Source organism: Asticcacaulis sp. AC460 (assembly GCF_000495795.1).
Classification (GTDB): domain Bacteria; phylum Pseudomonadota; class Alphaproteobacteria; order Caulobacterales; family Caulobacteraceae; genus Asticcacaulis.
This window is the reverse complement of the sequence record NZ_AWGD01000015.1, coordinates 1-22,973: the sequence shown is the minus strand read 5'-3', so window position 1 is coordinate 22,973 and position 22,973 is coordinate 1. Positions and strand designations below refer to the sequence as shown.

Genomic DNA, 22,973 nt, shown 5'->3' with positions numbered 1-22,973 from the left:
GCGTTTCGGGGTCCGCCGACGGCCCGAGGCCCCTTGCCTTAAACCTTACAGGTCTCCCTTCCGGGCTTCCTTTTGCACCTCGGCTTCACCGCCCTTGGCGTTGGCCGATTGCAGGTCGATGACCTTGAGGGCCGCGGGGCCCAGGATGACCACGAACAGCACGGGCAGGAAGAAGACGATCATCGGCACGGTCAGCTGAGCGGGCAGGGCTGCCGCCTTCTTCTCCGCTGCCGACAGGCGCAGTTCCCGGTTTTCCTTGGCCATCACGCGCAGCGCGGTGCCCAGCGGCGTACCGTATTTTTCCGCCTGGATCATGGCCGTACAGACGGCCTTGATACCTGGGTGGTTGGTGCGCTTGGAAAACCCTTCATAGGCCTGCCGCCGTTCGGGCAGGTAGGAAAGTTCCGCCACCAGCAGCGACATTTCTTCGGCCAACGCGATCGAGGTACCGCCGATTTCCTGCGACACCTTGTGCAGCGCCGTTTCGATCGACATACCCGCCTCGACGCAGATCAGCAGCAGGTCCAGCGCGTCGGGGAAGGCGGCGACGATCGACTGACGGCGCTTGGAAGCGGTGTTAGAGATATAGATGTTCGGCGCGTAATAGCCGGCGACGAACATGGCCACGCAGATCAGGACCTTCATGTTCATCTTCTGGCCGAAGTCGTTGACCACGAAGATGTAAAAGGTCGCCAGCGCCCCCAGCACGAAGGGCATCAGGAAGCGAAAGAAATAGAAGGTCGAGATCGGCTTGGGGCCGCGGAAGCCGGCCATGGCCAGGTTTTCAGCGACCTTGGGATCTTCCAGCAGTTTGCGCAGGTTGAACTTGTCGACAAAGCCGCGCGCCATGCCGTCGTCCTTATGGCGCAGCCCGCCGGACTGTTCCTTGACGATCTGCTGGCGCGACTGGCGGCGCAGCTCTTCGCGGCGCTGAGCGACCGCCTTCAGGCGTTTGTCCAGCTGCTCGCCGGACGTCATGCTTTTGCCCAGCGTAATGATCGTAAAGAACACCATCCCTGCCACCGCAAGGGCGATCAGATTGTTCGGCTGCATGATCATGGAAGCGAATTCGGTCATGGAAAAGGCCTCCCGGTCAGAATTTGAAGTTGATCATCTTGCGCATCATGAAGATGCCCATGGCCATCCAGAACGCGCCGCCCAGCAGCATGATCTGGCCGCGCGGATCGGTGAACATGCCGCCGATATATTCCGGACGTGTCATGGCAATCATGGCGCCAACGCCGGGCGGCAGGACGCCGATGATCGAGGCTGACGCAATGGCTTCCGACGACAGCGCCTTGATCTTTTCGCGCATCATTTTCCGCGCACGAAGAACACCCGAAAGATTGTTCAGAGCTTCGGCCAGGTTCCCGCCGGTCTTCGCCTGGATGGCGATGACGATGGTAAAGAAACGCAGTTCCGGCGACGGCACGCGCTCGGACATCTTTTCCAGCGCACCTTCGACCGACATACCGACGCCGACGTTTTCGACAAGGCGCAGAAATTCCGGTCCCAGCGGCGCGGGGCTTTCCTTAGCAATAATCTTCAGGCCGTCATGGACCGGAAGTCCGGACTTGATGCCGCGCACCAGGATGTCCATGGCGTTGGGAAATTCTTCGGTGAACTTTTTGAGGCGGCCGGTCGCCATCACACCCAGAACCCACCGCGGCGCGCCGTAGGAAAACGCAAAGCCCGCGCCCAGCGCCACCAGAAGACGCAGCATGAAATCCATCTTGCTCAGCAGGACCAGCGGCACGACCAAGGCGATGGCGCCGATGATACCGCTGATGATCCAGAACTGGGTGACGTTGGGCGTCAGCCCGGCATGCAGCATCCGCGACCGCAGGGTCAGGCGGGCCTTGCGTTCCCGCTTTTCGGCTTCCTTGAGCTGCTCGGTGATCTGCTTGCGACGCTCTTCCGGCGTTTTGGCGGCCGATTTGCCGCCGCGTTTGCCGCGCGAATTCGTCCCCAGCCCGATGGTCTGGGTGCGCTTGGTCAGGGCCGCGCCGCCGCCACTGCTGCCGCTGCCGCCGCCGATGAAGGCAAAGCCGACGCTCGCGATAACCACGAAGCCGAGAAAGGCGATGAGGAGCGTCATCAACATGGGTTCAACCTATTCCGAAGCGTCCAGCGCTTCAGCGAGCTCGCGCTCGAGTCCGTAGTACTTGGCGCGGTCCCAGAACCGCGGCCGGCCGATGCCGGTGGAACGGTGGCGGCCGATGATCTTGCCCTGCTTGTCCTCGCCCTCGATCTCGTAGAGGAACAGGTCCTGGGTGACGATGACATCGCCTTCCAGGCCCAGCACTTCGGTGACGTGGGTGATGCGGCGCGAGCCGTCGCGCAGGCGGGCGGCCTGGATGATCAGGTCGATCGAGCCGACGATCATTTCGCGGATGGTTCGCGATGGCAGGCCGTAGCCACCCATGGTGATCATCGATTCCAGACGCGAAACGGCTTCCCGCGGGCTGTTGGCGTGCAGCGTGCCCATCGAGCCGTCGTGGCCGGTGTTCATGGCCTGCAACAGGTCGAAGGCCTCGGGTCCGCGGACTTCGCCGACGATGATGCGTTCGGGACGCATACGCAGACAGTTCTTGACCAGGTCGCGCATGGTGATCGTGCCCTGGCCTTCCAGGTTCGGCGGCCGGGTTTCCAGACGCACCACGTGCGGCTGCTGAAGTTGCAGTTCGGCGGCGTCTTCGCAGGTCACGACGCGTTCGGTCGGATCGATGAAGGCCGTCATGGTGTTGAGCAGGGTCGTCTTGCCCGAACCGGTACCGCCGGAGATCAGGACGTTGCAGCGCGAGGCGCCGATGACGCCCAGGACCCGCGCGCCTTCCGGACTGATGGAGTTGAACTCCACCAGGTTGCGCATGGTCAGCTTGTCTTTTTTGAACTTCCGGATGGTGAGCGTCGGACCGTCCAGCGCCAGCGGCGGCGCGATGACGTTGACGCGGGAACCGTCGGGGAGACGGGCGTCGCAGATCGGTGAACTTTCGTCGACGCGGCGACCGACCTGGGACACGATACGCTGACAGATGTTCATCAGCTGCTGATTGTCGCGGAAACGGACATTGGTCAGCTGGACCTTGCCGCCGACTTCGATGAAGACGCGCTGGGCGCCGTTGACCATGATGTCGGCGATGTCGTCGCGGGCCAGCAGAGGCTCCAGCGGGCCGTAACCCAGAACATCGTTGATGATGTCCTGGACCAGGTTGTCCTGTTCGGCCACCGACATGGAGACGTTCTTGATCGCCACCAGTTCGGCGACGATGTCGCGGATTTCCTCGGACGCGGCCTTGTGATCCAGCTGGGCCAGCTGGCTCAGGTCGATGGTGTTCAGCAGGGCGTTGAAGATCGCCGTCTTGGTGGCGTGGTAATAGTCGGACTGCTCGCGGACGATCTCGGTGACCGCTTGCGCCTTGTGCATCTGATCCAGGCCGGCGGCCAGCTTGGATTTGGCGGCGGCGGCGTTCTTGTCGACGCGCTTTTCCTGGCTCAGTTCGGGCAAGGGCATGCCGCCACCGGCCGGCGCTTCCTTGCGCGGGCGGGCATCGGCCTGTTGTGGACGCGTGGCGATGTCCGATGTGGCGGCAGCGGGTGGCGGCGCGCCATTGACCTTACTTAGGGCCTGAGGACGCGCTTCACCGGGCGCGGGTGCGGCTGGTGCCCCCTTCGGAGCGCCGCCGAAGCCTGCCCGGCCGGCGCTTGCGGGGGCTGCTCCCCCATCTGTCGGACGTTTACCAAACACGTGAGGCGGCTCACTTCTTGAAGAGGTTGCTCAGGAAAGACGAAGAGCTGGCCTTCTTGGCCTTGGTCGGTTCCGGGGTGCGCCCGGTGATGGCGGCGGTCAGGTGACCCAGCGATTCGGCAGCCTTGGACGTGGGGCCGACTTCGACGATCATCTGGCCGTTGTTGGCGGCGCTGCCGAACAGCTTGGCATCGAAGGGGATCAACGCGCAGGGTTCGATGCCGAGGGCAGCCGTGAAATCCTTGACCGGAATTTCGGGACGGCCCGGGGTCTCCATCTGGTTCAGCACCAGGCGCGGCGGCGCATCGTTCGGCCGGCTGTGCTTCAGCAGGTCGATGATGTTCTTGGCGTTGCGTAAGGAGGCGAGATCCGGGGTGGCGACGATAACCACATCATCGGCGGCGACCAGGTTGTGGCGCAGCCAGGTCGTCCAGACGTGCGGCAGGTCCATGACGATGAACGGCGCAGCCGAACGGATCTTGCGGGTGACCTCGTCAAAGGCCTCCGGATCGGCGGTATAGTCCTGGTCCAGGGCGGCCGGCGACGAAAACAGCGACAGGCGCTCCGTGCACTTGGTCAGCATGCGGTCCAACAGCACCGAGTCGAGACGGTCGGGCTCGTTCAAAGCGTCAGCCAGGCCGTGCGGCGGATCCTGGTTGAAGTCCAGGCCGGCGGTGCCGAAGGGCAGGTCGTAGTCGACGATGACGGTATTGGACGACATCGCTTCGGACAGGTTGAAGGCGAAGTTGTGGGCGATCGACGACGAACCGGCGCCGCCGCGCGCCCCAACAAACGCGATGGTGCGGCCGACGAAGGGCGTTTCCGGGTCATTGAACAGGCCGGCGATGGTCTTGATCAGCGACAGCGGCTGCAGCGGAGAGACGACATATTCCGACACGCCCTGGCGGATCAGTTCGCGGTACAGCGAAATATCGTTGTGGGCGCCGACGACGACGACCTTGGTATTGCCGTCACAAACCTCGGCCAACTGGCCCAGTTGGTCCAGCAGGTCGCGGCCGCGGGCACCGCTTTCGACGACGACCAGAGACGGGGTCGGCTCGTGGCGGTAGGTGTCGATGGCTTCGAAGATGCCGCCGCGCTTGACCGTGCACTGGGCGCGGCTCATCCGGCGGTCCAGGGCGGCGGTGTCGCAGGCCTGCAGCGACGCTTCCGAATCCGGGAAAAAGTGGATGTTGATGCGCGGGATCGAGATGGCGCCGATATCGTCGTCGCCCAAGCCGCCACCCGAAGCCGGCGGTTCGCGCAGGCCCAGGTCGCGCTTGGCCAGCGACGTTGGCTGGCCCAGGGGCTGGGCCAGGGCCTGCTGCCGCACGGGGCCGCGTTGCTGCGGCGAATAGTCGTCATCGAACGGATCGGCGTCCGGCGCATAGGCGGCCGGCTGGTCCAGTTCGAATTCGTCAGCCGCGTCCAGCTTGGCGCGGAAATCGACGAACTCGTCATCGAGATCGTCGTCGAACGGATCGGAATGTTTCGCCTGGGGCATGGTCGTCTCTCTAATCCGATGAGTTACTTAATGGCCTGGGAAATGGCGCCGGTGGCTTGTTCGTCCTTAGCCGCCGATGTCACTTCACCCTTGCGGTACTTGTCCAGGATCACCGACTTCCGGGCGGCGTCGCTGGGGGTCGCGGTGGCGGGGTCGACCAGGTCCCGCGGATCGGCCACCTGGGCTGCCAGGTTGGCGGTCACGGCGCAGCCGAAATTGGCGTGCGGCTTGTTCTTGCGCGTCGCCGCCAGGTTTTCCCAGTGCTGGCCGCAGGCCGGAACGCTGGCGCGGTAGCTGACGACATTGACGGTCACAATCTCGACCGGCTGGCTCTGGACGCTGTACTGGCTGACAGTGTCACGCGATACGTCGCGCCCCATCAGGTAGCCGGCGATGGCGTTGCCGGCGGCCATGGAGCCGGGATCGGGGCTGGTTATGATCTGGACATCGACCGGTTGACCCGCCGTCCATGCCGCCTGGCTGGCGACCTGGTCGAGGGCGCGTGCCTGATTGGCCGAAATTCCGGTCGGATTGATGCGCAGGTGGATCGGCTCGACGCGCGATTCCGCGGTCAGGGCGTATTGATCGGTCGGGGTCGCCGACGGCGGCGGTGCGAGTTCCGCCTGCTTGGTCGAGGCGCAACCGCTCAGTGCACCGGCGGCCAGCACGGCGGCCAGGGCCAGAATCGGAACCGAAATCGGGGCCAGAATCGGATTATGGGATGCGAAACGCAGGGTCATGATCGCTGTCCTATTCAATTACGTAGCCGATGGGCGCCACATAGGGCCCGGCCGGCCCGGCGACGGTGGCACCGGTCGAAGCGTCTCCGTCGACAACCTTGTTCAGGCGGCCCATGAAGACGGTGGTCATGTCGTCGGCGAATTCCAGGTTGTCGGCCGGGGTCTGCAGGTTACCCGGGTTGGTCGGATCGACGATGTACGGCGTGACCAGGACGACCAGTTCGGTGTCTTCGTTGAGGAAGTCGCGCGACCGGAACAGGCTGCCCAGGATCGGCAGGGAGGTGAGGCCGGGCAGGCTGTCGATCGACTGCTTGTACTTGGATTGCAACAGGCCGGCGATCATCAGCGAGCCGCCGGACTGCATCTCGACCGTGGTTTCGGCGCGGCGCACCGAAAGGCCGGGGATGGACAGGTTGCTGCCGCTGCTGGTGAAGGCGCCGACATTGGTGACTTCGGACACTTCGGTCGAAATCCGCATCGAAATGCGTCCCTCGGCCAAAACGACCGGGGTGAAGCCGAGGCCGACACCGAACGGTTTGAATTCGACAGTGATGCGGCCGGAGTCGTCCTCGGCCACGGGAACCGGGAACTCGCCGCCGGCCAGGAACTTGGCCGACTCGCCCGATACGGCGGTCAGGTTGGGCTCGGCCAGGGTGCGGATCAGGCCGACCCGCTCGAAAGCCTGCAGACAGGTCGCGTTGGACGTGCCGGTCAAGGTCTTCCAGGTCGTGGTGGCCGCCGCGGCCAGCGTGCTGGTCAGCGTGTTGGTATTTCCGTTCGTCACGCTGTCATTGGCCGTGATCGTCTCGCGCGGCGAACCGTCGAGATTGTAGGACTGTACATCGTTCAGGACGCGTCCGTCGGTATTGGTAAAGCCGTTGACGATGCTCGTCGTATCGTCGGAGCTTGTGCCGCTCGAATGGTCTGTCGTGCGCACGCTGTTCTGACCGTAGCACAGGCCGCGGCCGCCATAGTTGGTGCCGTTGGTGCCGTAGCTGTTGCCACGGCCGTAGGAATAGGACTGCGAGCCGTTGTTGTAGACGATGTCCGAGGACATGCCCAACTGCTTGATGGCCGAACGCTGGACCTCGATCACCCGGACCTTCAGCGTGACCTGATCCTTGCCGGCGATGGCCATCAGGTTGATGACGTCCTCGGGCTTGGTGACATAGCTGGCGGCCAGGCGGGCGATCTGGTCGGCCTGGGCGTTGTTCTGGGCCAGGCCCGACAGGACGACGCGGCCGTTCAGCGACTGTACCTCGACCTTGCTGGTCGGAAACAGGCGGTGGACGGTGTCGGCCAGTTCGTCGGTGGCGGCCTCGACGCGGATCGACAGGTTCAGGATCTGGCGGCCGTTGGCGTCAAAAAAGATGGCGTCGCTCTGGCCGCCCTCGACACCCAGAACGAAAATGCGCCGCGGCGTGCGCAGCACGGCGTCGGCGACGTTGGGGTTCGAGACGAAGACGTCGGCGGCGTCGGTCGGCAGGTCGACCACGGCCGAACGTCCCTTGGGCAGGCGCAGCACCTGGACCTGCGCAGGACTGGTCTGGGTATGGACGGCCATATTGCCGCCGCCGCTGCCCCCGGGCTTGAGGCTGTAATAGGGCTTGGGCTCGCCGGCGGCATGGGCGCCGCTGGCCAGGACGGTCACCAGGGCTGCCAGGGCGGTGGCCCTGCCAGAGAACTTGGAAGAGGATTTCAGGAAAGAGCTCATCGGGATACCATCACCTCAGTGGCCTGGCCGTTACGATAGACACGCACCGGCTGATCTTCTTCGGCGCCGCCGGTCGGCGCCGCAGTCACCGCGCCGGAAGGTCCCTGGGCGTCGGCGTAGGACCGCAGCATCAGCGACAGGGTGCCGGATGCCTTGGCCAGCGTCACGACCTGGCCGTCGCCGGGGGAAACTTCCAGCGTGGCCGTGGCGCCGATGACGCTTTGCTTGTCTTTGTCGGTAGAAACCGCCTGGTCGATGGCCAGGACGCGGATATTGCGCAGGACCGGCTGAACGCTGTCGATCGTGCCGCGTCCCGTGGACGACGGCAACTGGTGGGTAACCAGGATGTCAACGCGGTCGCCCGGCAGGATGAAGCCGCCGGCCGTGTTGTCGACGCTGACCGGAACGGCCAGGGCGCGCATGCCGGGCTGGAGCATGACGGCCATGAAGCCGCCCTCGTCGGCGCGGACGATCTTGGCGTCGATGATCGGTTCGTTGGCCAGGATGTCTTCGCGGGCGACGCCGCCGACATAGGCTTCCTTGGTGGGGGAGGGGGCGATCTTGTCGGCGACGGCCTGGGCGGCGTCCGCGACCTTTTCCTCGACTTCACCCTTTGCGCCGCCCTCGGCCTTTTCGGCAGGCTTGGCGGCTTCAGTTCCCGGAGCGCCGGCCGGCATGCCGCCGTCGACGATATAGGCGGCGTTGAGCGAGTTGACGGGCCATTCCTGCCAGGTCAGATCGGCTTCGCTGATGCGGGTGCCGGCCTTCAGCTCGCGGGCGGCAATCAGGACACGCGCGGTCTGGACGGCGGGCGCCTTCTCGACGGTGGCCTTGGCTTCCTGGGCGCCGTTGCCGGCCAGCATGCCGCGGACCAGAAAGGCCAGCAGTATGGCGGCGATGGCCGCGACTCCCATTACGACGTAGCGTGACGCCTTCATGACCGAAATCTTCCCTCGTTGTGACCGGCGCGCCAAAAAACTTTTCTGGGTCTGGTGCGGCTGCTGCCGGGTCGGCGTGGATATAACTCCGGAAATTCTTGGCTTAAGGTTAGTTAACGTTCACCTAAGAAACCGGGGCGTGTGTCGTTTTCGGGCAGTTCGGGGGTGTTTTTTCTCGAATTGTGCCAGAAACGTGGATGAAACGACCGGACGTCGCTTCAGCCGAAGTGAAACATCACGACTATGTGGGGGGCGAGGCGGGCCCACAGGTCGCTGTGCGGAATGGCCAGGAGGCCGCCGGCGCAGATGGCGATGCCGTACGGTATTCCTGTCCTGGCTTCGAGGTGTTGGCCCAGCCATTTTGGCAGTTTGGGCGCCAGGGCCCAGAAGAACTTGCGCGTGACGATAATGAACAGGGTCAGTGCGCCGCCGGCGATCGCTGTGTAGATGAGCAGGGCGATAAACCCGTCCAGACCAAGCCACAGGCCGGTTGCCGCGATCAGCTTGGCGTCGCCGCCACCCATGAAGCCCAGGGCAAACAATACCATACCCAGGACCAGGGCGCCGGCGCCGATAGCGGCATGGATGCCGATGTCGGGAAGGCTCAGGCCCAGCAATAGGGCCGCGGGAAAGAAGGCGCCCGCCAGGATCAGGTTCAGCCGGTTGGAGATGGTCATCCTGACCAGGTCGCTGACGGCGGCCCATAACAGGTAGGCCGGATAGGTCAGGGCGAAAATCAGCGGGATGGTCACGGTGCGCGGCCCTCGATGGCTGTAAGAACAGATTGTTCTCAGAATAACCCGGCAGACTTAAAATCTGCTTACGAGGCTGCTGAACTAGCCACCATTTGTCGCGGCTTCGGTCGAGTCGCGGATCTTCTCGTACATGTCGGTGAAGGATTCGCCATAGGCCGTAATGGCCCCGACGACACCGAGGAACAGAAGGCTTGCCACCAGCCCGTATTCAATGGCTGTGGCCCCCCGTTCATCAAGTAGAAACCGTCGTAACATGGCTATCGACTTCTTTCAGAAAGTAAAAAGGCCGCAGATAACTGCTTATCTGCGGCCCGGGTTCCGGTCTTTCGATCGGTACGCTTTACGTTTCGGCGATTAGCCGGCGTTGGCGGTATCCAGTTCGTCGGAAACCTTCGTGAAGGTGTCGGTCAGCGAGCCGGACAGGGTGCCGAGGATCGAGATCAGAGCGACGGCGATCAGAGCCGCGATCAGGCCATATTCAATGGCAGTCGCGCCCGATTCGTCCTTGGCAAAGCGATTGAAGAACTTGGTCATGGTATTTCTCCTGGATAGATCAAAGTAAAAGCAGTTGAGACATTCATTGTATCGGGGGGTACCGGCTAGAACGGCTCAAATGCTCCCGAACACGAGATCAATTTAGCGATCCTTGATTAAAACGAAGTAAACAATCGAATTAAGTTGCGAATTTTCTATGGTTAATTCTATTTTACTATGAATTTGAATTAACCTTAATTGATATTTACCTTGATGGATATTGAATTAAAAGGGGATATTTTTTGTTAGTATTGTGTTTAGCAAATTTAAACATTTCTTTTATACCTTCCTTCCTAACGTGACCCTCATGCCTGGGTCGTAAGATTAGGCAAGAACCGGGCGCCTGAGGCCCTTCTATATATAGAGCGTGGACCTGCACGATGACAAAGATGACGACATTCGCGATCCAGACCGTGATGGGCCTTGCGGCTTTCGGCCTGATGGCCGCGCCGGCTTTCGCCGGTCAACCGGTGACGGTGGAAAAGAACCATACGATGCGCGTCACCCTGGTGGCGCCGGCGGGTACGGTGGTGGTCGGCAATCCGGATATCGCCGATGTGACGGTGGTGGATTCGCGCACCCTCTATATAGTGGGCAAGGGTTTCGGCAGCAGCGCGGTCAATGTCACCGGGCGTGACGGCCGTTCCCTGTTCGACGGTGAGGTTACGGTGACGGCGCCGCAGCGTGGCGCGATCACCGTTTATAAGGGACTGAAGCCGTCCCTGATGGTGTGCAGCAATGTCTGTATTGCCGAGGAAGCGACGCCGACGACGGCCGCGGCTTCGGGCTCGACGCCGGTGGTGATGTCGCCGGGGCCCGTGGCTTCGGCGCCAGCCCCGACGGCGATGGTCGCCCAGTAAGACCGAGTGTGTTTGGAATCTTACTTTCTTCTCCTCCCCATCTTGATGGGGAGGTGGCGAGCAAGTGAGGCCCTCTATGGGCCGAAACGCGTCGAGGCGGAGGGGTCCTCTTAGCGGCCACCCCAATGTTGTTGGTACAAGATCGTCCGAATTTGAAACTTTTGCAGCCCGTGCCGTGTCTTTACGGCACGGGTTTTGCATTTTCGGGCGTGGCTTAACGGACTGTTGACCCAGCCTGTGTAAGAGTTCTCTTCGAATTGAGAAAGCGAATGACCTCGTCTATGGCCTTTTTTACTGTTCGCAAGCGTCTTCAAAGCCTTAGCCGTAACCAGGAAGGTGCGGCCGCGGTGGAATTCGCCCTGATCGCGGGGCCGCTGGTTTTCCTGATCTGCGCCTGTATCGAATTGGCCCTGGTGATCCTGTTATCGGTCAGCCTGGACAATGCCACGGATGTGGCGTCGCGTCAGATTCGTACGGGGGCTGCGACTTCGGGCAACACGTCCCTGGGTCAGTTCAAGCAGAAGGTCTGCGACAATATGGGCTGGTTGTCGGGTAGCTGCATGAGCAGTCTGAAGGTCGACGTGACCACCTATAACAATTTCTCGGAAATTCCGACAGCCGACCTCATCAAGAACGGCGAATTCGATGACACCAAGTTCAAGTTCAATATCGGGGGCGCGTCCAAGATCCAGTTGGTGCGCGCCTATTATGAGTGGCCGTTGATTACGCCGTTCCTGAATGCCGGTCTGACGACCTTAAGCAACAAGGATGCCGTGATTACGTCCAAGGTCGTCTTCCGCAACGAGCCCTTTTGATGTTAAGCCGTCTGAACCGTCTGTTTTCGTTAAAGGCCTTCCTGCAGGACAAGCGGGGGGTGTCGGCTATCGAGTTCGCCATGGTGGCGCCGCTGCTTATCATGGCCTATCTGGGCCTGGCCGAGCTGACCCTCGGCATGATGGCCTCGCGCAGGACGTCGCACCTGGCGGCGACGGTTGGCGACCTGGCGGCACAATCGGAGACCCTGTCGAATGCCAATGTCACCGACCTGTGGACGATCGGCACCTCGATGCTGCAGCCGTTCTCGACGGGATCGAATCTGAAGATGCGGCTGACCTGCGTGACGATGAATTCCTCGAACCAGGCCATCGTGCAGTGGAGCAAGGACAACGGCAAGGGGATGGCGGCCTATACCAAAGGCAATCCGCTGGCGGCAGTGACAACGGCGCAGATCTCGGCCAATGAGAGCCTTATCGTGACCGAGGTCGAGTATGACTATGACTCGCCGATCGGAAACTTCCTGCCGGGCGAGACGAAGTTCAAGGATACCTTCTTCCATCACCCCCGCAACGGTGCGGCGGTGACTGGCCCGACCTAGGTCGTCAAGACCTTCATTATCAACGACATTTTTGTCTCCGTCTCCACCCGCTCGGCCACGGGTTCGCTGTCGGCGACGATCCCCCCGCCAGCTGCCGCCCGGATGTGCCACTGGCCGGCATCATCGTGCTCACAGGCCAGGGTCCGGATCAAAACGTTCGAATCCATCGCCCCGCCGGCGTCGATAAAGAACAGCGACCCGCAGTAAGGCCCCCGCGCTGCCTCCATCTCGCTGATCACCTTCATCGCCTGAACCTTGGGCGCCCCGGAAATCGAGCCCGGCGGAAAGGTTGCGCACAATACATCTGCTGCCGTCTTGCCCGCCTCTAGTTGTGCCGTCACCGCCGACACCAGATGATGGACATTGGGATAGCTCTCCAACCCATGCAAAGCCGTCACCTGGACACTTCCGACCTGGGCCACCTTTGACAGGTCGTGCCGCATCAGGTCGACGATCATCAGGTTTTCGGCCCGGTCCTTGGGGCTGGCCAGCAATTCCCGTCCCAAGGCCTTGTCTTTCTCAGCCGTCGCCCCGCGTGGCCGGGTGCCCTTGATCGGCCGCGTCTCCAGGACGCCGTCGTGACCAAGCCGGATAAATCGCTCCGGGCTGTTCGACACGATCGCGCGGTCGCCCATCCGTAAAAATCCGCCGAAGGGTGCCGGACCTGCCGCCTGCAGAGCCTGCATGACATCACCGGGCTCGACACCGGCGCGCAAACGTCCCGTCCACCCTCTCGCCAGGTTTGCCTGGAACAGATCGCCGGCATGAATTTGTCGGACCAGGGCGGCGACCTTGTCCTCATGGACCTCATCGGCCGTCTCCAGCCGCAGCGACACATCCAGTAAATGCGAAGTGTAATCGGATACCGGTGTCGCCTGCCACGCCGCCACCACGGCGGAAACGGCCGCCTCCGCTTCCGCCCGATTTCCGCCCCGCCCGATCGCGGTCAGGGTCCCGGCATGATGATCGAACGCCAATACAGCCGGGAACCGCATAACCACCAGCTCGGGCCACGTACTGCGGCCTTCAATGCGGAACGGCCGGCGCTTCATGCGCTCCAGCCTCAACCCCAGTTCGAACGACGCCATGCCGACCAGTCCGCCGGTAAATGGCGGCAAATCTTCACGGGCATCCTCCGGGTTCACAAACGCCGTGGCGTCGGCCAAAAACGCCGCTACGTCGCGCGTATCATCATAATTCACGACGGCGACCGCTTCAGGGGCGGTCATCAAATAGGAATATCGCCCCAATCGTCCACCATCGGAAACAAATCCGGCCGCGGCGGGCTGCGCCATCCATCCGGCCAGCCGTTCACGGATGCTCTCGAAAGGGAGAGCAACCGTCACGATCTCTTGAAGGCGAGGCGAAAACCGCAACATTCACAGCAACTTGATTCGATTGCAGGGGTTATGGGGGTATGCTGATATCAGGATTTGACCCGATGTTTCAAGGCGGCCGACGGTCGATTGAAGCTTAGGCCTAAACCCTATGGATGGAGGTCCATTGATCGCACTGGAGCGGAAGGCCATGGGTTCGAGCAGACCCCGCCGGCCTTCCGCTCCATTTTTTTGATACTCCCCCATTCACAATGGGGGAGGTGGCGCGAAGCGCCGGAGGGGGCGACTTTCTTACCGGAAAGGGGGTTCGTCAAACGCCCGCAGCTTGCGGCTATGCAGCTTGGTGCCGTAGTCGCGCAGGATATTGGCCGCCTCGATACCGATATCGATGTGCTCGCGAATGGCGCGCTCATAGAAGTGATTGGCCTGGCCCGGTAGCTTCAGTTCACCATGCAAAGGCTTGTCCGACACGCATAACAGCGTCCCGTACGGCACCCGGAAACGATAGCCCTGGGCGGCCAGGGTCGCTGACTCCATATCGATCGCCACCGCGCGCGACTGCGAGAAACGTCGGGCACTTAAGGTGTAGCGCAGTTCCCAGTTCCGGTCGTCGGTAGTGACCACGGTACCGGTACGCAAGCGTCGCTTCAAGGCATCGCCGTCTTCGCCGGTCACCCGAACCGCCGATTCATGCAGGGCCTGCTGCACTTCGGCGATGGGCGGGATCGGAATTTCGCGCGGCAGCACATCATCCATGATGTGGTCGTCGCGCAGATAGGCGTGCGCCAGAACATAGTCGCCGATACTCTGCGACGGCCGTAACCCCCCGCAGTGGCCAATCATCAGCCAGACATGCGGGCGCATGACGGCCAGGTGGTCGGTGATGTTCTTGGCATTGGACGGACCGACGCCGATATTGACCAGGGTGATGCCCTGGCGGCCTTCGCGCATCAGGTGATAGGCCGGCATCTGGTGCTTGCGCCACGTTGAATTGGCGATCAGCTCCTCGGCATTGGGCGTGTCCTTGGTCACGGTAAAGTAACCGCAGCACGACAACGCCGTATACGGGCTGTCGGGCTTCTTGAGCTGTTCCAGCGCCCAGGCGACGAACACATCGACATAGCGATTGTAGTTCGTCATCAGGATGTAGCTCTGGGTATGCTCGGCCTGGGTGCCGGTATAGTGGCGCAGCCGGGCCAGCGAAAAGTCGGTGCGCAGCCCGTCGAACAGGGCCAGCGGACGGTGACCGTTTTCGTCGACCTGCTCCAGCCCGTCGGCGACTTCATTGCCGATCAGGGCTAGTTCCGTCGCCGGAAAATGCCGCATCAAATCCAGGGCGGACACGCTGTTGAGGTCCAGGCCGGCACCGTCCAGCACGTACGGATAAGGGATTTCCTGGTCGGACAGGCTGACCGAACATTCGGCGCCGTAGTCGCGGATCAGCAGGTCGAGTTGCTCTTCGATATGGCTGCCGAACAGGTCGGGCCGGGTGATCGAGGACGAATAGGTGCCGGGCCGCGAGAAGCGGGCGAAGGCGCGGTTCACCTGGGGGTGGCGATTGTTCAGGATGGCCAGTTCGTCGGCTTCGTCGAGATGGGTGCCCTTCCAGGTCACGGTCAGCTTCGGATAGCAATAGCGCCCGGATTTTCGCAGGCCCTTCGAAGGGATCTGGCGGTGTTCGAGATAGGCTTGCAAATCCTGTTGCAGGGCGGTGACGGCCTGGATGTAGAGGGTTTTCAGTTGCCCGACGATGGTGGATGCGGAATTCGACGTCGCACCCTTGTTTTTCACATGCTTGTTCATGGAGCGAACGTAACAGCGTCCGCGGATTCCGCCAAGAGCGGCAGGGTCACTTTTTGCAACCGAATCCTTGACCTTGCGGGGAAGGCGGAGGATTTTCTGATGAAGTCATCAGAAGGCGACTTTTCACGGCGGCACCGCAAGTTCGGTCAAATATCGCTTTTGGGACTTGTCTAGGCTATCCGTCGACGCAAGTGTCAAGGAGGCGCTGTGAGCCTGATCCGTAAGATCCTGTGGTATGTCGAACGCCATCTCGACCAGGCCCTCAGCCTGTCGGACATCGCCCGCCATGCCGGAGTCGGACGGTTTCACGCCACCCGCCTGTTCGCCTACGCTACCGGCTGGCCGCTCATGGCCTATGTCCGGGCGCGGCGGTTGAGCACAGCGGCGAAGGCGCTGACCACGGTCCCCGACATCCTGACGGTGGCGGTGGCTTCCGGCTACGGCTCCCACGAAGCCTTCTCGCGTGCTTTCCGCGCCGAGTTCGGCCTGCAGCCTAAGGCGCTGCGTCAATCGGGCAATCTCGCCCAAATGACCCTGACGGAGCCCCTGATCGTGACCGAAGTTCAACCCCTGCCTGTCCAGACCCCGCGCCATGTCAAGGCGTCCGCCATGACCTTTGCCGGGCTCAACGAACACTACAACAAGGATAATCTCACCGGCATTCCCGCCCTGTGGCAGAGATTTCATCCCTATTACGGCCAGATCGACGGCCAGAAGGGCGGCCTGGCCTATGGCATTTCCCACAACTTCTCGGACCTCAACGCGTTCGACTACCTGGCGGCCGTCGAGGTCGAAGGCGACGCCGACCTGCCGAAGGGGTTCACCCGCCTGAAGGTTGCCGCCCACGCCTATGCCGTATTCGAACATCGCGGCCATGTTTCCGGCATCACCAACACCTGGCGGCATATTTACGAACACTGGATTCCCGCCTCCGGAATCCGTCCCATCCAAGCGCCCTGTTTCGAGCGCATGGATGAACGTTTCGACGGCCGCACTGGAAACGGCATTATCGAAATCTGGATTCCGGTTGCCTAAGGACCGGCGGGACCGGTAATCTGGTGCGTATAACCAAAAACCAGAGAGGGTCCCGTCATGTCCATCGTCCGCCGTCGTGTGCTTACCGCCTTTGCTGCTCTTGCCTTGATCGCAGCGCCCGCCCTGGCTGGAACGCCGGGTAAGGCGCTCGACGACGCCGTCGCCGGTTCGTGGCGTTCGGCCGAGAACAGGGCCCGCGACCAGTACCGCCACCCCGTCGAGGCCCTGGCCTTCTGGGGTCTGAAGCCCGGCATGACCATCATCGAGGTCAATCCGGGCGCCAAAGGGTGGTGGACCGAAATCCTGGCGCCTTATGCGAAGGCAACCGGCGGTGTCTATGCTGCCGCCATGCCGAAGACGGACGATCCCGCCTTCTGGGCCGAGGTGGCCGACAAAACCATCTATGGCGAGGTTAAGGCCTATCCGTTGAGCGGCGATAATTACGCCAGCCTGCCGGCCAATTCCGCCGACATGGTCCTGGTGGCGCGCGCCTACCACAACTGGGCGCGCCAGGGTGAGACCACGGACAACTTCATGAAGGCCTTCTATGGCGCCCTGAAGCCCGGCGGCATCCTGGCGGTGGAACAGCACCGCGCGCCGGAAGGCTCCGATCCGCAGGCCGGCACCGGCTACGTGCCGGAATCCTATGTTATCGAAGCGGCGAAGAAGGCCGGTTTCGTGCTGGAGGGTAGGTCGGAAATCAACGCTAACCCCAAGGATACCCGCGATTACCCGTTCGGCGTCTGGACCCTGAAGCCCATCCGCAGCAGCAAGAACGACAGCCGCACCCTGACGCCGGAAGAACGCGCCGCCTATGATGCCATCGGCGAGAGCGACCGCATGACCCTGCGTTTCCGCAAACCGGCCTAACCGCCGGCGGAGCGGGTATCTTCGGTTGCCAGGTACAGCTGTTCCTCCGCGGTCGATACCCGCCCCATAACAGCATTGCGATGGGGAAAGCGGCCGAAGCGCGTAACGACCGCGGCATGGCCCTCGGCAAAGGCCAGGAGCCCTTCCGCCTCGGCTTTCAGGGCTGTGAAGTGCGCCACGCACTGGGATTGCCGGGCGGGATTTTCCGCGTGCATCAGCGGCATGTAGAAAAACTGGCGTTCGTCGAAGGTCAGCCCCTTGTCCATGCCCAGTTCGACGCCTTCTATCGTCAGGGTTTGCGCTTTTCCGTCGCCCGCAAAGGCGTCCGGTGAGCCGCGGTGGAGGTTGCGCGAAAACTGATCCAGCACCAGAATCAGGGCCAGCCGCCCGCGCGGCGTCGCGGCCCAGGCGTCGAGTTTGCCTTCGCGGGCATCGTTCAGCAGGGCGCTGAAACGGTTATGAATCAAGGCGTCGATGGCCGCGCCGCCTTGGAACCAGTCGTCCGGCGTCAGCTCCCGGAACCAGAAATCGATAACCGAAATAGAGTCGTCTTGCTGTGTCATATGGCTAGTCTTTCACGGCGAGCCCGGCAGGACAACAGCCATGGGTCGATTGACTCATCTGAAAAAGAACATATCATGAACAATTATGAAAAAGACCCTGAAACAAAGGTTGGCCATACTGTCCGACGCAGCCAAGTACGATGCGTCCTGCGCCTCGTCGGGCACGTCAAAGCGAGATTCCACAAAGGGTGGCATAGGTTCGACCGAAGGTTCGGGGATCTGTCATGCCTATGCGCCGGACGGGCGGTGCATCTCGCTGCTCAAAATCCTGATGACCAACTTCTGCATCTATGACTGCGCCTACTGCATCAACCGGTCGTCGTCCAATGTCGAGCGGGCCCGGTTCTCGCCCGAGGAGGTGGTGTGGCTGACCCTGGAATTCTATCGGCGGAATTATATCGAGGGGCTGTTTCTGTCGTCCGGAATTATCCGCAACTCCGACTACACCATGGAACAGATGGTGCGTATCGCCCGTGATTTGCGGGTAAAGCATGGATTTAACGGCTATATTCATCTCAAAACCATTCCGGAGGCGTCGGCAAAACTCATCGAGGAGGCGGGGCTGTTCGCCGACCGGCTGTCGATTAATATCGAGCTGCCGACCGACGCTGGGGTTGAAAAATTCGCCCCCCAGAAGCACCCGAAGAACATCCGCCGGTCGATGGGAGAACTGAAAACCGCCATCGATGAAGCCTCGGAGCCGACCCGGACCGGGCGGAAGAAGCACTTCGTGCCGGCGGGTCAGAGCACCCAGATGATCATCGGGGCGGACGCTGCGTCGGACGCCACCGTCCTGGGGACCAGTGCCGGCCTGTATGACAGCTACCGGCTGAGAAGAGTGTATTATTCGGCCTTTTCACCGATTCCGGATTCCTCGAAAAATCTGCCGCTGATCAAGCCGCCATTGATGCGTGAGCACCGGCTGTACCAGGCCGATTGGCTGTACCGGTTTTACGGGTTCGAGATCGGTGAAATTACCGCCGGGCGGCCTGGTGGGATGCTGGATCTGCAGCTCGATCCGAAACTGGCCTGGGCGCTGGCCAACCGCGAAAGTTTCCCGGTCGATGTCAATCGGGCCGAGCGCGAGATGCTGCTCCGCGTGCCGGGGTTCGGGACCAAGACGGTCGACGCCATCCTGGTCGCGCGGGCCCACCGGCGGCTGGGGTTGGACGACCTGGGGCGGCTTCGGGTGTCGGTAAAAAAGATCAAGCCGTTCGTGGTCGCCAACGGCTGGACGCCGGTGCAACTGATCGACCGGGTCGACCTGCGCGACATGTTCGCGCCGGCGCCGCAACAGATGGAACTTTTATAGGAGAGCAGAATGCGCATCGTATTGAAAGGCCGGGGAGATTTCGAGGAATGGCGCGACGCCGCGCGCGACCTGTTGCGCCATGGCATAGCGCCGCAGCATGTCGACTGGGGTCTGAACCAGGGCCTGTTCGAGGAGACGCCGGCGATGGCGGGGTCGATCGTACCGGGCCGCAGCCTCACCGTGCCCAAGGCGTTTCTGGACCTGGCCCAGGCCATGATCTGTCACAGCGATCCGGCGCGGTTTGCCCTGGCCTATCGGCTGTTGTGGCGGCTGCAGGGGGAGCGCTATCTGCTGGAGGTGCCGACCGATCCGGATGTCGCCCGGGCGCGCAGGATGGAAAAGTCGGTGCGGCGCGACGATCACAAGATGACCGCCTTCGTGCGCTTCAAGGAGGTGGTCCAGGACGGACCACGGCGGGCGTTTGTCGCTTGGTTCGAGCCTGATCATCATATCGTCGCGCGGACGGCACCTTTCTTTCAGCGGCGGTTCACCGACATGGACTGGGTCATCGCCACGCCGATGGGAAGCTGCGCCTGGGACGGGGAGGCGCTGACCTGTGACGATGAACCGGCGGCAAAGCCGGATTTGAGCGACGAAACCGACGAACTGTGGCGGACTTACTTTGCCAACATCTTCAACCCGGCGCGGCTGAAGGTGAAGATGATGCAGACCGAAATGCCCAAGAAGTACTGGAAGAACCTGCCCGAGGCGGAACTGATACCCGGTCTGATCGGTGGCGCCGAACAAAGGGTGCGCGACATGGCCGATCGCATGGCATCGGAGACGGTGCCGCGCTTTCACGAAAGATTGCAGGCGCGTACTTGAGACCCCCATCGTTTTTTTACGATGCGGCCCGGTAGCCTTGGCGGATCAAGATAGGAGGCCGTCATGGGCATTTTCAGTAACATCAAGGATTTCCTGTTCGGCAAGAAATTCATCACCGTCGGCAAGGACAACGGCCAGCCGGCCGCACCTCAGGCACGCCAGAACCCGGCCCAGGCATCGCCCGCCGCGCCGGTGGCCAATCCGGCTTCGGCCAGTATTGTGCTCGACCCGCCGCATGAGGCGGTCGATATCGAAGCCATCCTGGACCGCGAAGCCGCCGAGTCCGGCCAGCAACTGAACTGGCGCCAGTCGATTGTCGACCTGATGAAGCTGTGCGGCATTGATTCCAGCCTGCAGCACCGCAAGGACCTGGCGCGGGAGCTGGGTTATACCGGCGACACGAACGACTCGGCGACCATGAACATCTGGCTGCACAAGCAGGTCATGCGTAAGCTTGCGGAAAGTGGCGGCAAGGTCCCGGCGGAGCTGAAGGACTGATCATGGCTGTTTTCTACGACACGGTCTTCGAGGCTATCGAGGACTTCATCTTCAGCCGGCGCTACCAGGCGCCGACGGTCGAGCAGGAAACTCCGCCGCCGATCATTGCACCAGCCGCCCTGGAGCCGGCCGGCAGCATGGCGCCGCCCTTGGGTTCGCCGCCATTGATTCCGTTGCTGGGCCAGGTCGATATAGAGGCCATCCTGGCGCGCGAGGCCGAAGGCAAGGACCTCGATTGGCAGGGTTCGGTCGCGGATTTGCTGAAGCTGTGCGGGATCAAGCCGACGGTGGAAAACCGCCGGTCCCTGGCTGAGGAGCTTGAGGTTGCCGACGACGGCGACGATGAGACGCTGTACGCGGCGGTGATGCGTGAACTGGAAGACCGCGGTGGTTTGGTGCCGGCGGAATTGAAAACCTGATCAGGTCATCCAGGTCTCATGACAGTGGTATGCCACCCAGGCTCCGTATAGGTTGATGTAGTGGCATGCCCACCCGCCGCCGATTTCGTTTTGCGGAGGTGGCATGGTTCCCCGCCATTCTCCTTCGACCGACGCACGCCGGTGGTTTCGGGAGTAGGTCGGTGACGATATTGTTATGTTGCCCTGGTTCAGGTTCGGAATAAGACGGGAGACATAACCCTTGTCTGTTTTAACGCACTTCGCCGGCTTTCCCTTCAATTTGCCGTTGTCGATATACTGAGCATAGGTCTCCACCCTAAGGATGCAGTCATCATAGGTTTGGGAAATGCCGCCGAAGGCAAGGCCTGGGGGTGAAGAAGACCTTTGCAACGGCCCGTCCATCATGGCCATGACGATGGGGCAAAGCAGAATAACCGCAATACCGCCAATTAAACTGAAGAGAAGGTGTTTGCGTGCCATGAATACAACTATAGCGGCCGTGTCTTAACGGCCAGTAGTCGTGCAGGCGGAGTTGAAGAATTGACCGTGGTTCAAATCTTCCCATCAGCTACGCGCAAAAAAACAGGCACGCCCCGAAGTTCGTGCCTGTTCGTGTCGTTCGTGGTTGAAAAACCCTAGTAGCGGTAGTGTTCCGGCTTGAACGGGCCTTCGATCGCAACGCCGATATAGTCGGCCTGTTCCTGGTTCAGCACGGTCAGCTTGGCGCCCAGCTTTTCCAGGTGCAGCAGAGCGACCTTTTCGTCCAGGCGCTTGGGCAGGGTATAGACCTTGTTCTCGTAAGATTTGCCGTTCACCCACAACTCGATCTGGGCCAGGGTCTGGTTGGTGAAGCTGGCCGACATGACGAACGACGGGTGGCCCGTCGCATTGCCCAGGTTGACCAGCCGGCCTTCCGACAGGACGATGATCTTCTTGCCATCCGAGAACTCGACGTGGTGGACCTGCGGCTTGATTTCGTCCCACTTGAAGTTACGCAAGGACGAAATCTGGATCTCGGAATCGAAGTGGCCGATATTGGCGACGATGGCGTTGTGCTTCATCTCGCGCATATGTTCCAGGCGCAGCACGTCCTTGTTGCCCGTGGCGGTGACGAAGATATCGCCTTGCGACGCCACGTCCTCGATCGTGCGGACCTCATAGCCTTCCATGGCGGCCTGCAGGGCGCAGATCGGGTCGATTTCGGTAACGATGACGCGGGCGCCGCCGTTGCGCAGAGACGCGGCCGAGCCCTTGCCGACATCGCCGTAACCCAGAACGACCGCGACCTTGCCGGCCAGCATGACGTCGGTGGCGCGGCGGATGGCGTCGACCAGGGATTCGCGGCAACCGTACAGGTTGTCGAACTTCGACTTGGTCACCGAGTCGTTGACGTTGATCGCGGGGAAGGGCAGGTCGCCCTTTTGCGCCATGGCGTACAGGCGGTGGACGCCGGTGGTGGTTTCTTCCGACACGCCCTTGATGGAATCGCGGATGGCCGAATAGAAGCCCGGCTTTTCCTGGATATAGCGCTTCATGACCTTATACAGCGCTTCTTCTTCCTCGTTCTGCGGGTTGTCGAGGAGGGTTCCGTCCTGTTCGGCCTTGGGACCCAGCACGCACAGCAGGGTGGCGTCGCCGCCGTCGTCCAGGATCAGGTTCGGATAGCCGCCGTCATGCCATTCGAAGATGCGGTGGGCATAGTCCCAGTATTCTTCCAGGGTTTCGCCCTTGATGGCGAAGACCGGCGTGCCCTTTTCCGCGATGGCCGCGGCGGCGTGGTCCTGGGTCGAGAAGATGTTGCACGACGCCCAGCGGACTTCGGCGCCCAGGGCTTGCAGGGTTTCGATCAGCACGGCCGTCTGGATGGTCATGTGCAGCGAGCCGGCGATACGGGCGCCCTTCAGCGGCTTGTCCTTGCCGAATTCGGCGCGGGTGGCCATCAGGCCCGGCATTTCGCCTTCGGCGATGTCGATTTCCTTGCGGCCCCAGGCAGCGAGGGACAGGTCCTTGACGATGAAATCTTGGGTGGCGGGCATGATAAGAGTCCGTTGCATGAGATATGACCCGGCTTATAGCGGGGGATGTGTGTTCATGCAATAAAGATATAAAGATATCTTTATATGAGTGGTTTTGTGATCATCATGCAGTCGGCTTCCTTCTCCTC

The 22,973-nt window shown here is 61.8% G+C and carries 24 protein-coding genes; 9 read left to right on the top strand and 15 right to left on the bottom strand.

Annotated features, from left to right (window positions below; all coding sequences use genetic code 11):
* Positions 1-45: 45 nt before the first annotated feature.
* The 10 genes from ABAC460_RS32865 to ABAC460_RS32820 form a co-directional block, all read right to left on the bottom strand.
* Positions 46-1,077, bottom strand: coding sequence for a type II secretion system F family protein (locus ABAC460_RS32865; protein ID WP_023452905.1), 1,032 nt, complete (start codon positions 1,075-1,077; stop codon positions 46-48).
* 16 nt (positions 1,078-1,093) lie between these two features.
* Positions 1,094-2,104, bottom strand: coding sequence for a type II secretion system F family protein (locus ABAC460_RS32860; protein WP_023452904.1), 1,011 nt, complete (start codon positions 2,102-2,104; stop codon positions 1,094-1,096).
* A gap of 9 nt (positions 2,105-2,113) precedes the next feature.
* Positions 2,114-3,748, bottom strand: a complete 1,635-nt coding sequence (locus ABAC460_RS32855; RefSeq protein ID WP_031236619.1) for a CpaF family protein — start codon at positions 3,746-3,748, stop codon at positions 2,114-2,116.
* A gap of 10 nt (positions 3,749-3,758) precedes the next feature.
* Positions 3,759-5,252, bottom strand: a complete 1,494-nt coding sequence (locus tag ABAC460_RS32850) for a pilus assembly protein CpaE (RefSeq protein WP_023452902.1) — start codon at positions 5,250-5,252, stop codon at positions 3,759-3,761.
* 23 nt (positions 5,253-5,275) lie between these two features.
* Positions 5,276-5,992: a CpaD family pilus assembly protein gene (locus ABAC460_RS32845; RefSeq protein ID WP_023452901.1), complete on the bottom strand. Its 717-nt coding sequence runs from the start codon at positions 5,990-5,992 to the stop codon at positions 5,276-5,278.
* A 10-nt stretch (positions 5,993-6,002) separates the two neighbouring features.
* Positions 6,003-7,706 (bottom strand): type II and III secretion system protein family protein, encoded by a 1,704-nt coding sequence (locus ABAC460_RS32840; RefSeq protein WP_023452900.1) that lies wholly within the window; start codon positions 7,704-7,706, stop codon positions 6,003-6,005.
* Positions 7,703-8,644 carry a Flp pilus assembly protein CpaB gene (gene cpaB, locus ABAC460_RS32835; protein ID WP_031236617.1) on the bottom strand — a complete coding sequence of 314 codons (942 nt, stop codon included), beginning with the start codon at positions 8,642-8,644 and terminating at the stop codon, positions 7,703-7,705. Before cpaB ends, ABAC460_RS32840 begins: the two co-directional genes overlap by 4 nt.
* A 218-nt stretch (positions 8,645-8,862) precedes the next feature.
* A complete protein-coding gene (locus tag ABAC460_RS32830; protein WP_023452898.1) occupies positions 8,863-9,396 on the bottom strand; it encodes an A24 family peptidase in 534 nt (177 codons plus the stop codon).
* Positions 9,397-9,480: 84 nt separating this feature from the next.
* Positions 9,481-9,654, bottom strand: a complete 174-nt coding sequence (locus tag ABAC460_RS32825) for a Flp family type IVb pilin (protein WP_023452897.1) — start codon at positions 9,652-9,654, stop codon at positions 9,481-9,483.
* A 99-nt stretch (positions 9,655-9,753) separates the two neighbouring features.
* Positions 9,754-9,933: a Flp family type IVb pilin gene (locus ABAC460_RS32820; RefSeq protein WP_023452896.1), complete on the bottom strand. Its 180-nt coding sequence runs from the start codon at positions 9,931-9,933 to the stop codon at positions 9,754-9,756.
* Positions 9,934-10,322: 389 nt separating this feature from the next.
* On the opposite strand from ABAC460_RS32820, the gene ABAC460_RS32815 reads away from it, so the two are divergent.
* The 3 genes from ABAC460_RS32815 (at position 10,323) to ABAC460_RS32805 (ending at position 12,168) form a co-directional block, all read left to right on the top strand.
* Positions 10,323-10,793 carry a pilus assembly protein N-terminal domain-containing protein gene (locus ABAC460_RS32815; RefSeq protein ID WP_031236616.1) on the top strand — a complete coding sequence of 157 codons (471 nt, stop codon included), beginning with the start codon at positions 10,323-10,325 and terminating at the stop codon, positions 10,791-10,793.
* A 281-nt stretch (positions 10,794-11,074) separates the two neighbouring features.
* Positions 11,075-11,608: a TadE/TadG family type IV pilus assembly protein gene (locus tag ABAC460_RS32810; RefSeq protein WP_023452894.1), complete on the top strand. Its 534-nt coding sequence runs from the start codon at positions 11,075-11,077 to the stop codon at positions 11,606-11,608.
* A complete protein-coding gene (locus ABAC460_RS32805; protein WP_023452893.1) occupies positions 11,608-12,168 on the top strand; it encodes a TadE/TadG family type IV pilus assembly protein in 561 nt (186 codons plus the stop codon). The genes ABAC460_RS32810 and ABAC460_RS32805 overlap by 1 nt, the downstream gene beginning before the upstream one ends.
* Here the strand turns inward: ABAC460_RS32805 and ABAC460_RS32800 are convergent.
* Both ABAC460_RS32800 and ABAC460_RS32795 read right to left on the bottom strand, forming a co-directional pair.
* Positions 12,165-13,514, bottom strand: coding sequence for an anthranilate synthase component I family protein (locus ABAC460_RS32800; protein ID WP_235075783.1), 1,350 nt, complete (start codon positions 13,512-13,514; stop codon positions 12,165-12,167). The two genes, ABAC460_RS32805 and ABAC460_RS32800, sit on opposite strands and share 4 nt — an antisense overlap.
* Before the next feature lie 282 nt (positions 13,515-13,796).
* On the bottom strand, positions 13,797-15,308 hold the full coding sequence (locus tag ABAC460_RS32795) for an AMP nucleosidase (protein WP_023452891.1): 1,512 nt from the start codon (positions 15,306-15,308) through the stop codon (positions 13,797-13,799).
* Positions 15,309-15,515: 207 nt separating this feature from the next.
* On the opposite strand from ABAC460_RS32795, the gene ABAC460_RS32790 reads away from it, so the two are divergent.
* Together ABAC460_RS32790 and ABAC460_RS32785 are read left to right on the top strand one after the other, a co-directional pair.
* A complete protein-coding gene (locus ABAC460_RS32790; protein ID WP_023452890.1) occupies positions 15,516-16,343 on the top strand; it encodes an AraC family transcriptional regulator in 828 nt (275 codons plus the stop codon).
* 57 nt (positions 16,344-16,400) lie between these two features.
* The gene (locus tag ABAC460_RS32785) at positions 16,401-17,213 is read left to right on the top strand and encodes a class I SAM-dependent methyltransferase (protein WP_023452889.1); all 813 of its coding nucleotides are present in this window, start codon (positions 16,401-16,403) and stop codon (positions 17,211-17,213) included.
* Here the strand turns inward: ABAC460_RS32785 and ABAC460_RS32780 are convergent.
* On the bottom strand, positions 17,210-17,776 hold the full coding sequence (locus tag ABAC460_RS32780) for a DUF924 family protein (protein WP_023452888.1): 567 nt from the start codon (positions 17,774-17,776) through the stop codon (positions 17,210-17,212). The genes ABAC460_RS32785 and ABAC460_RS32780 overlap by 4 nt on opposite strands.
* Before the next feature lie 85 nt (positions 17,777-17,861).
* Between ABAC460_RS32780 and ABAC460_RS32775 the strand changes: the two genes are divergently transcribed.
* From ABAC460_RS32775 to ABAC460_RS48210, 4 genes are all read left to right on the top strand, one after another.
* The gene (locus ABAC460_RS32775) at positions 17,862-19,088 is read left to right on the top strand and encodes a putative DNA modification/repair radical SAM protein (RefSeq protein ID WP_023452887.1); all 1,227 of its coding nucleotides are present in this window, start codon (positions 17,862-17,864) and stop codon (positions 19,086-19,088) included.
* Between the two features lie 9 nt (positions 19,089-19,097).
* Complete coding sequence (locus ABAC460_RS32770) at positions 19,098-19,913, top strand: TIGR03915 family putative DNA repair protein (RefSeq protein WP_023452886.1); 816 nt, start codon at positions 19,098-19,100, stop codon at positions 19,911-19,913.
* 63 nt (positions 19,914-19,976) lie between these two features.
* Complete coding sequence (locus tag ABAC460_RS32765; RefSeq protein ID WP_023452885.1) at positions 19,977-20,411, top strand: DUF3597 domain-containing protein; 435 nt, start codon at positions 19,977-19,979, stop codon at positions 20,409-20,411.
* A 2-nt stretch (positions 20,412-20,413) separates the two neighbouring features.
* Entirely contained in the window at positions 20,414-20,830 is a 417-nt protein-coding gene (locus tag ABAC460_RS48210) for a DUF3597 family protein (protein WP_023452884.1), read from the top strand.
* On the opposite strand, the gene ABAC460_RS32760 is transcribed toward ABAC460_RS48210, so the two are convergent.
* On the bottom strand, positions 20,831-21,289 hold the full coding sequence (locus ABAC460_RS32760) for a hypothetical protein (RefSeq protein WP_023452883.1): 459 nt from the start codon (positions 21,287-21,289) through the stop codon (positions 20,831-20,833). It lies immediately after the preceding gene.
* A gap of 155 nt (positions 21,290-21,444) precedes the next feature.
* On the bottom strand, positions 21,445-22,845 hold the full coding sequence (ahcY, locus tag ABAC460_RS32755; protein ID WP_023452882.1) for an adenosylhomocysteinase: 1,401 nt from the start codon (positions 22,843-22,845) through the stop codon (positions 21,445-21,447).
* Between the last annotated feature and the right edge of the window lie 128 nt (positions 22,846-22,973).

Bases quoted from the DNA above. Each gene is read 5' to 3' on its own strand.
- ABAC460_RS32765 (WP_023452885.1), top strand. From the start codon at position 19,977: ATGGGCATTTTCAGTAACATCAAGGATTTCCTGTTCGGCAAGAAATTC.
- ABAC460_RS32780 (WP_023452888.1), bottom strand. From the start codon at position 17,776: ATGACACAGCAAGACGACTCTATTTCGGTTATCGATTTCTGGTTCCGG.
- ABAC460_RS32845 (WP_023452901.1), bottom strand. From the start codon at position 5,992: ATGACCCTGCGTTTCGCATCCCATAATCCGATTCTGGCCCCGATTTCG.
- ABAC460_RS32860 (WP_023452904.1), bottom strand. From the start codon at position 2,104: ATGTTGATGACGCTCCTCATCGCCTTTCTCGGCTTCGTGGTTATCGCG.
- ABAC460_RS32865 (WP_023452905.1), bottom strand. From the start codon at position 1,077: ATGACCGAATTCGCTTCCATGATCATGCAGCCGAACAATCTGATCGCC.
- ABAC460_RS32825 (WP_023452897.1), bottom strand. From the start codon at position 9,654: ATGTTACGACGGTTTCTACTTGATGAACGGGGGGCCACAGCCATTGAA.
- ABAC460_RS32795 (WP_023452891.1), bottom strand. From the start codon at position 15,308: ATGAACAAGCATGTGAAAAACAAGGGTGCGACGTCGAATTCCGCATCC.
- ABAC460_RS32815 (WP_031236616.1), top strand. From the start codon at position 10,323: ATGACGACATTCGCGATCCAGACCGTGATGGGCCTTGCGGCTTTCGGC.
- cpaB (WP_031236617.1), bottom strand. From the start codon at position 8,644: ATGAAGGCGTCACGCTACGTCGTAATGGGAGTCGCGGCCATCGCCGCC.
- ABAC460_RS32760 (WP_023452883.1), bottom strand. From the start codon at position 21,289: ATGGCACGCAAACACCTTCTCTTCAGTTTAATTGGCGGTATTGCGGTT.
- ABAC460_RS32840 (WP_023452900.1), bottom strand. From the start codon at position 7,706: ATGAGCTCTTTCCTGAAATCCTCTTCCAAGTTCTCTGGCAGGGCCACC.
- ABAC460_RS32850 (WP_023452902.1), bottom strand. From the start codon at position 5,252: ATGCCCCAGGCGAAACATTCCGATCCGTTCGACGACGATCTCGATGAC.
- ABAC460_RS32805 (WP_023452893.1), top strand. From the start codon at position 11,608: ATGTTAAGCCGTCTGAACCGTCTGTTTTCGTTAAAGGCCTTCCTGCAG.
- ABAC460_RS32810 (WP_023452894.1), top strand. From the start codon at position 11,075: ATGGCCTTTTTTACTGTTCGCAAGCGTCTTCAAAGCCTTAGCCGTAAC.
- ABAC460_RS32820 (WP_023452896.1), bottom strand. From the start codon at position 9,933: ATGACCAAGTTCTTCAATCGCTTTGCCAAGGACGAATCGGGCGCGACT.
- ABAC460_RS32770 (WP_023452886.1), top strand. From the start codon at position 19,098: ATGCGCATCGTATTGAAAGGCCGGGGAGATTTCGAGGAATGGCGCGAC.
- ABAC460_RS32775 (WP_023452887.1), top strand. From the start codon at position 17,862: ATGAAAAAGACCCTGAAACAAAGGTTGGCCATACTGTCCGACGCAGCC.
- ABAC460_RS32785 (WP_023452889.1), top strand. From the start codon at position 16,401: ATGTCCATCGTCCGCCGTCGTGTGCTTACCGCCTTTGCTGCTCTTGCC.
- ahcY (WP_023452882.1), bottom strand. From the start codon at position 22,845: ATGCCCGCCACCCAAGATTTCATCGTCAAGGACCTGTCCCTCGCTGCC.
- ABAC460_RS48210 (WP_023452884.1), top strand. From the start codon at position 20,414: ATGGCTGTTTTCTACGACACGGTCTTCGAGGCTATCGAGGACTTCATC.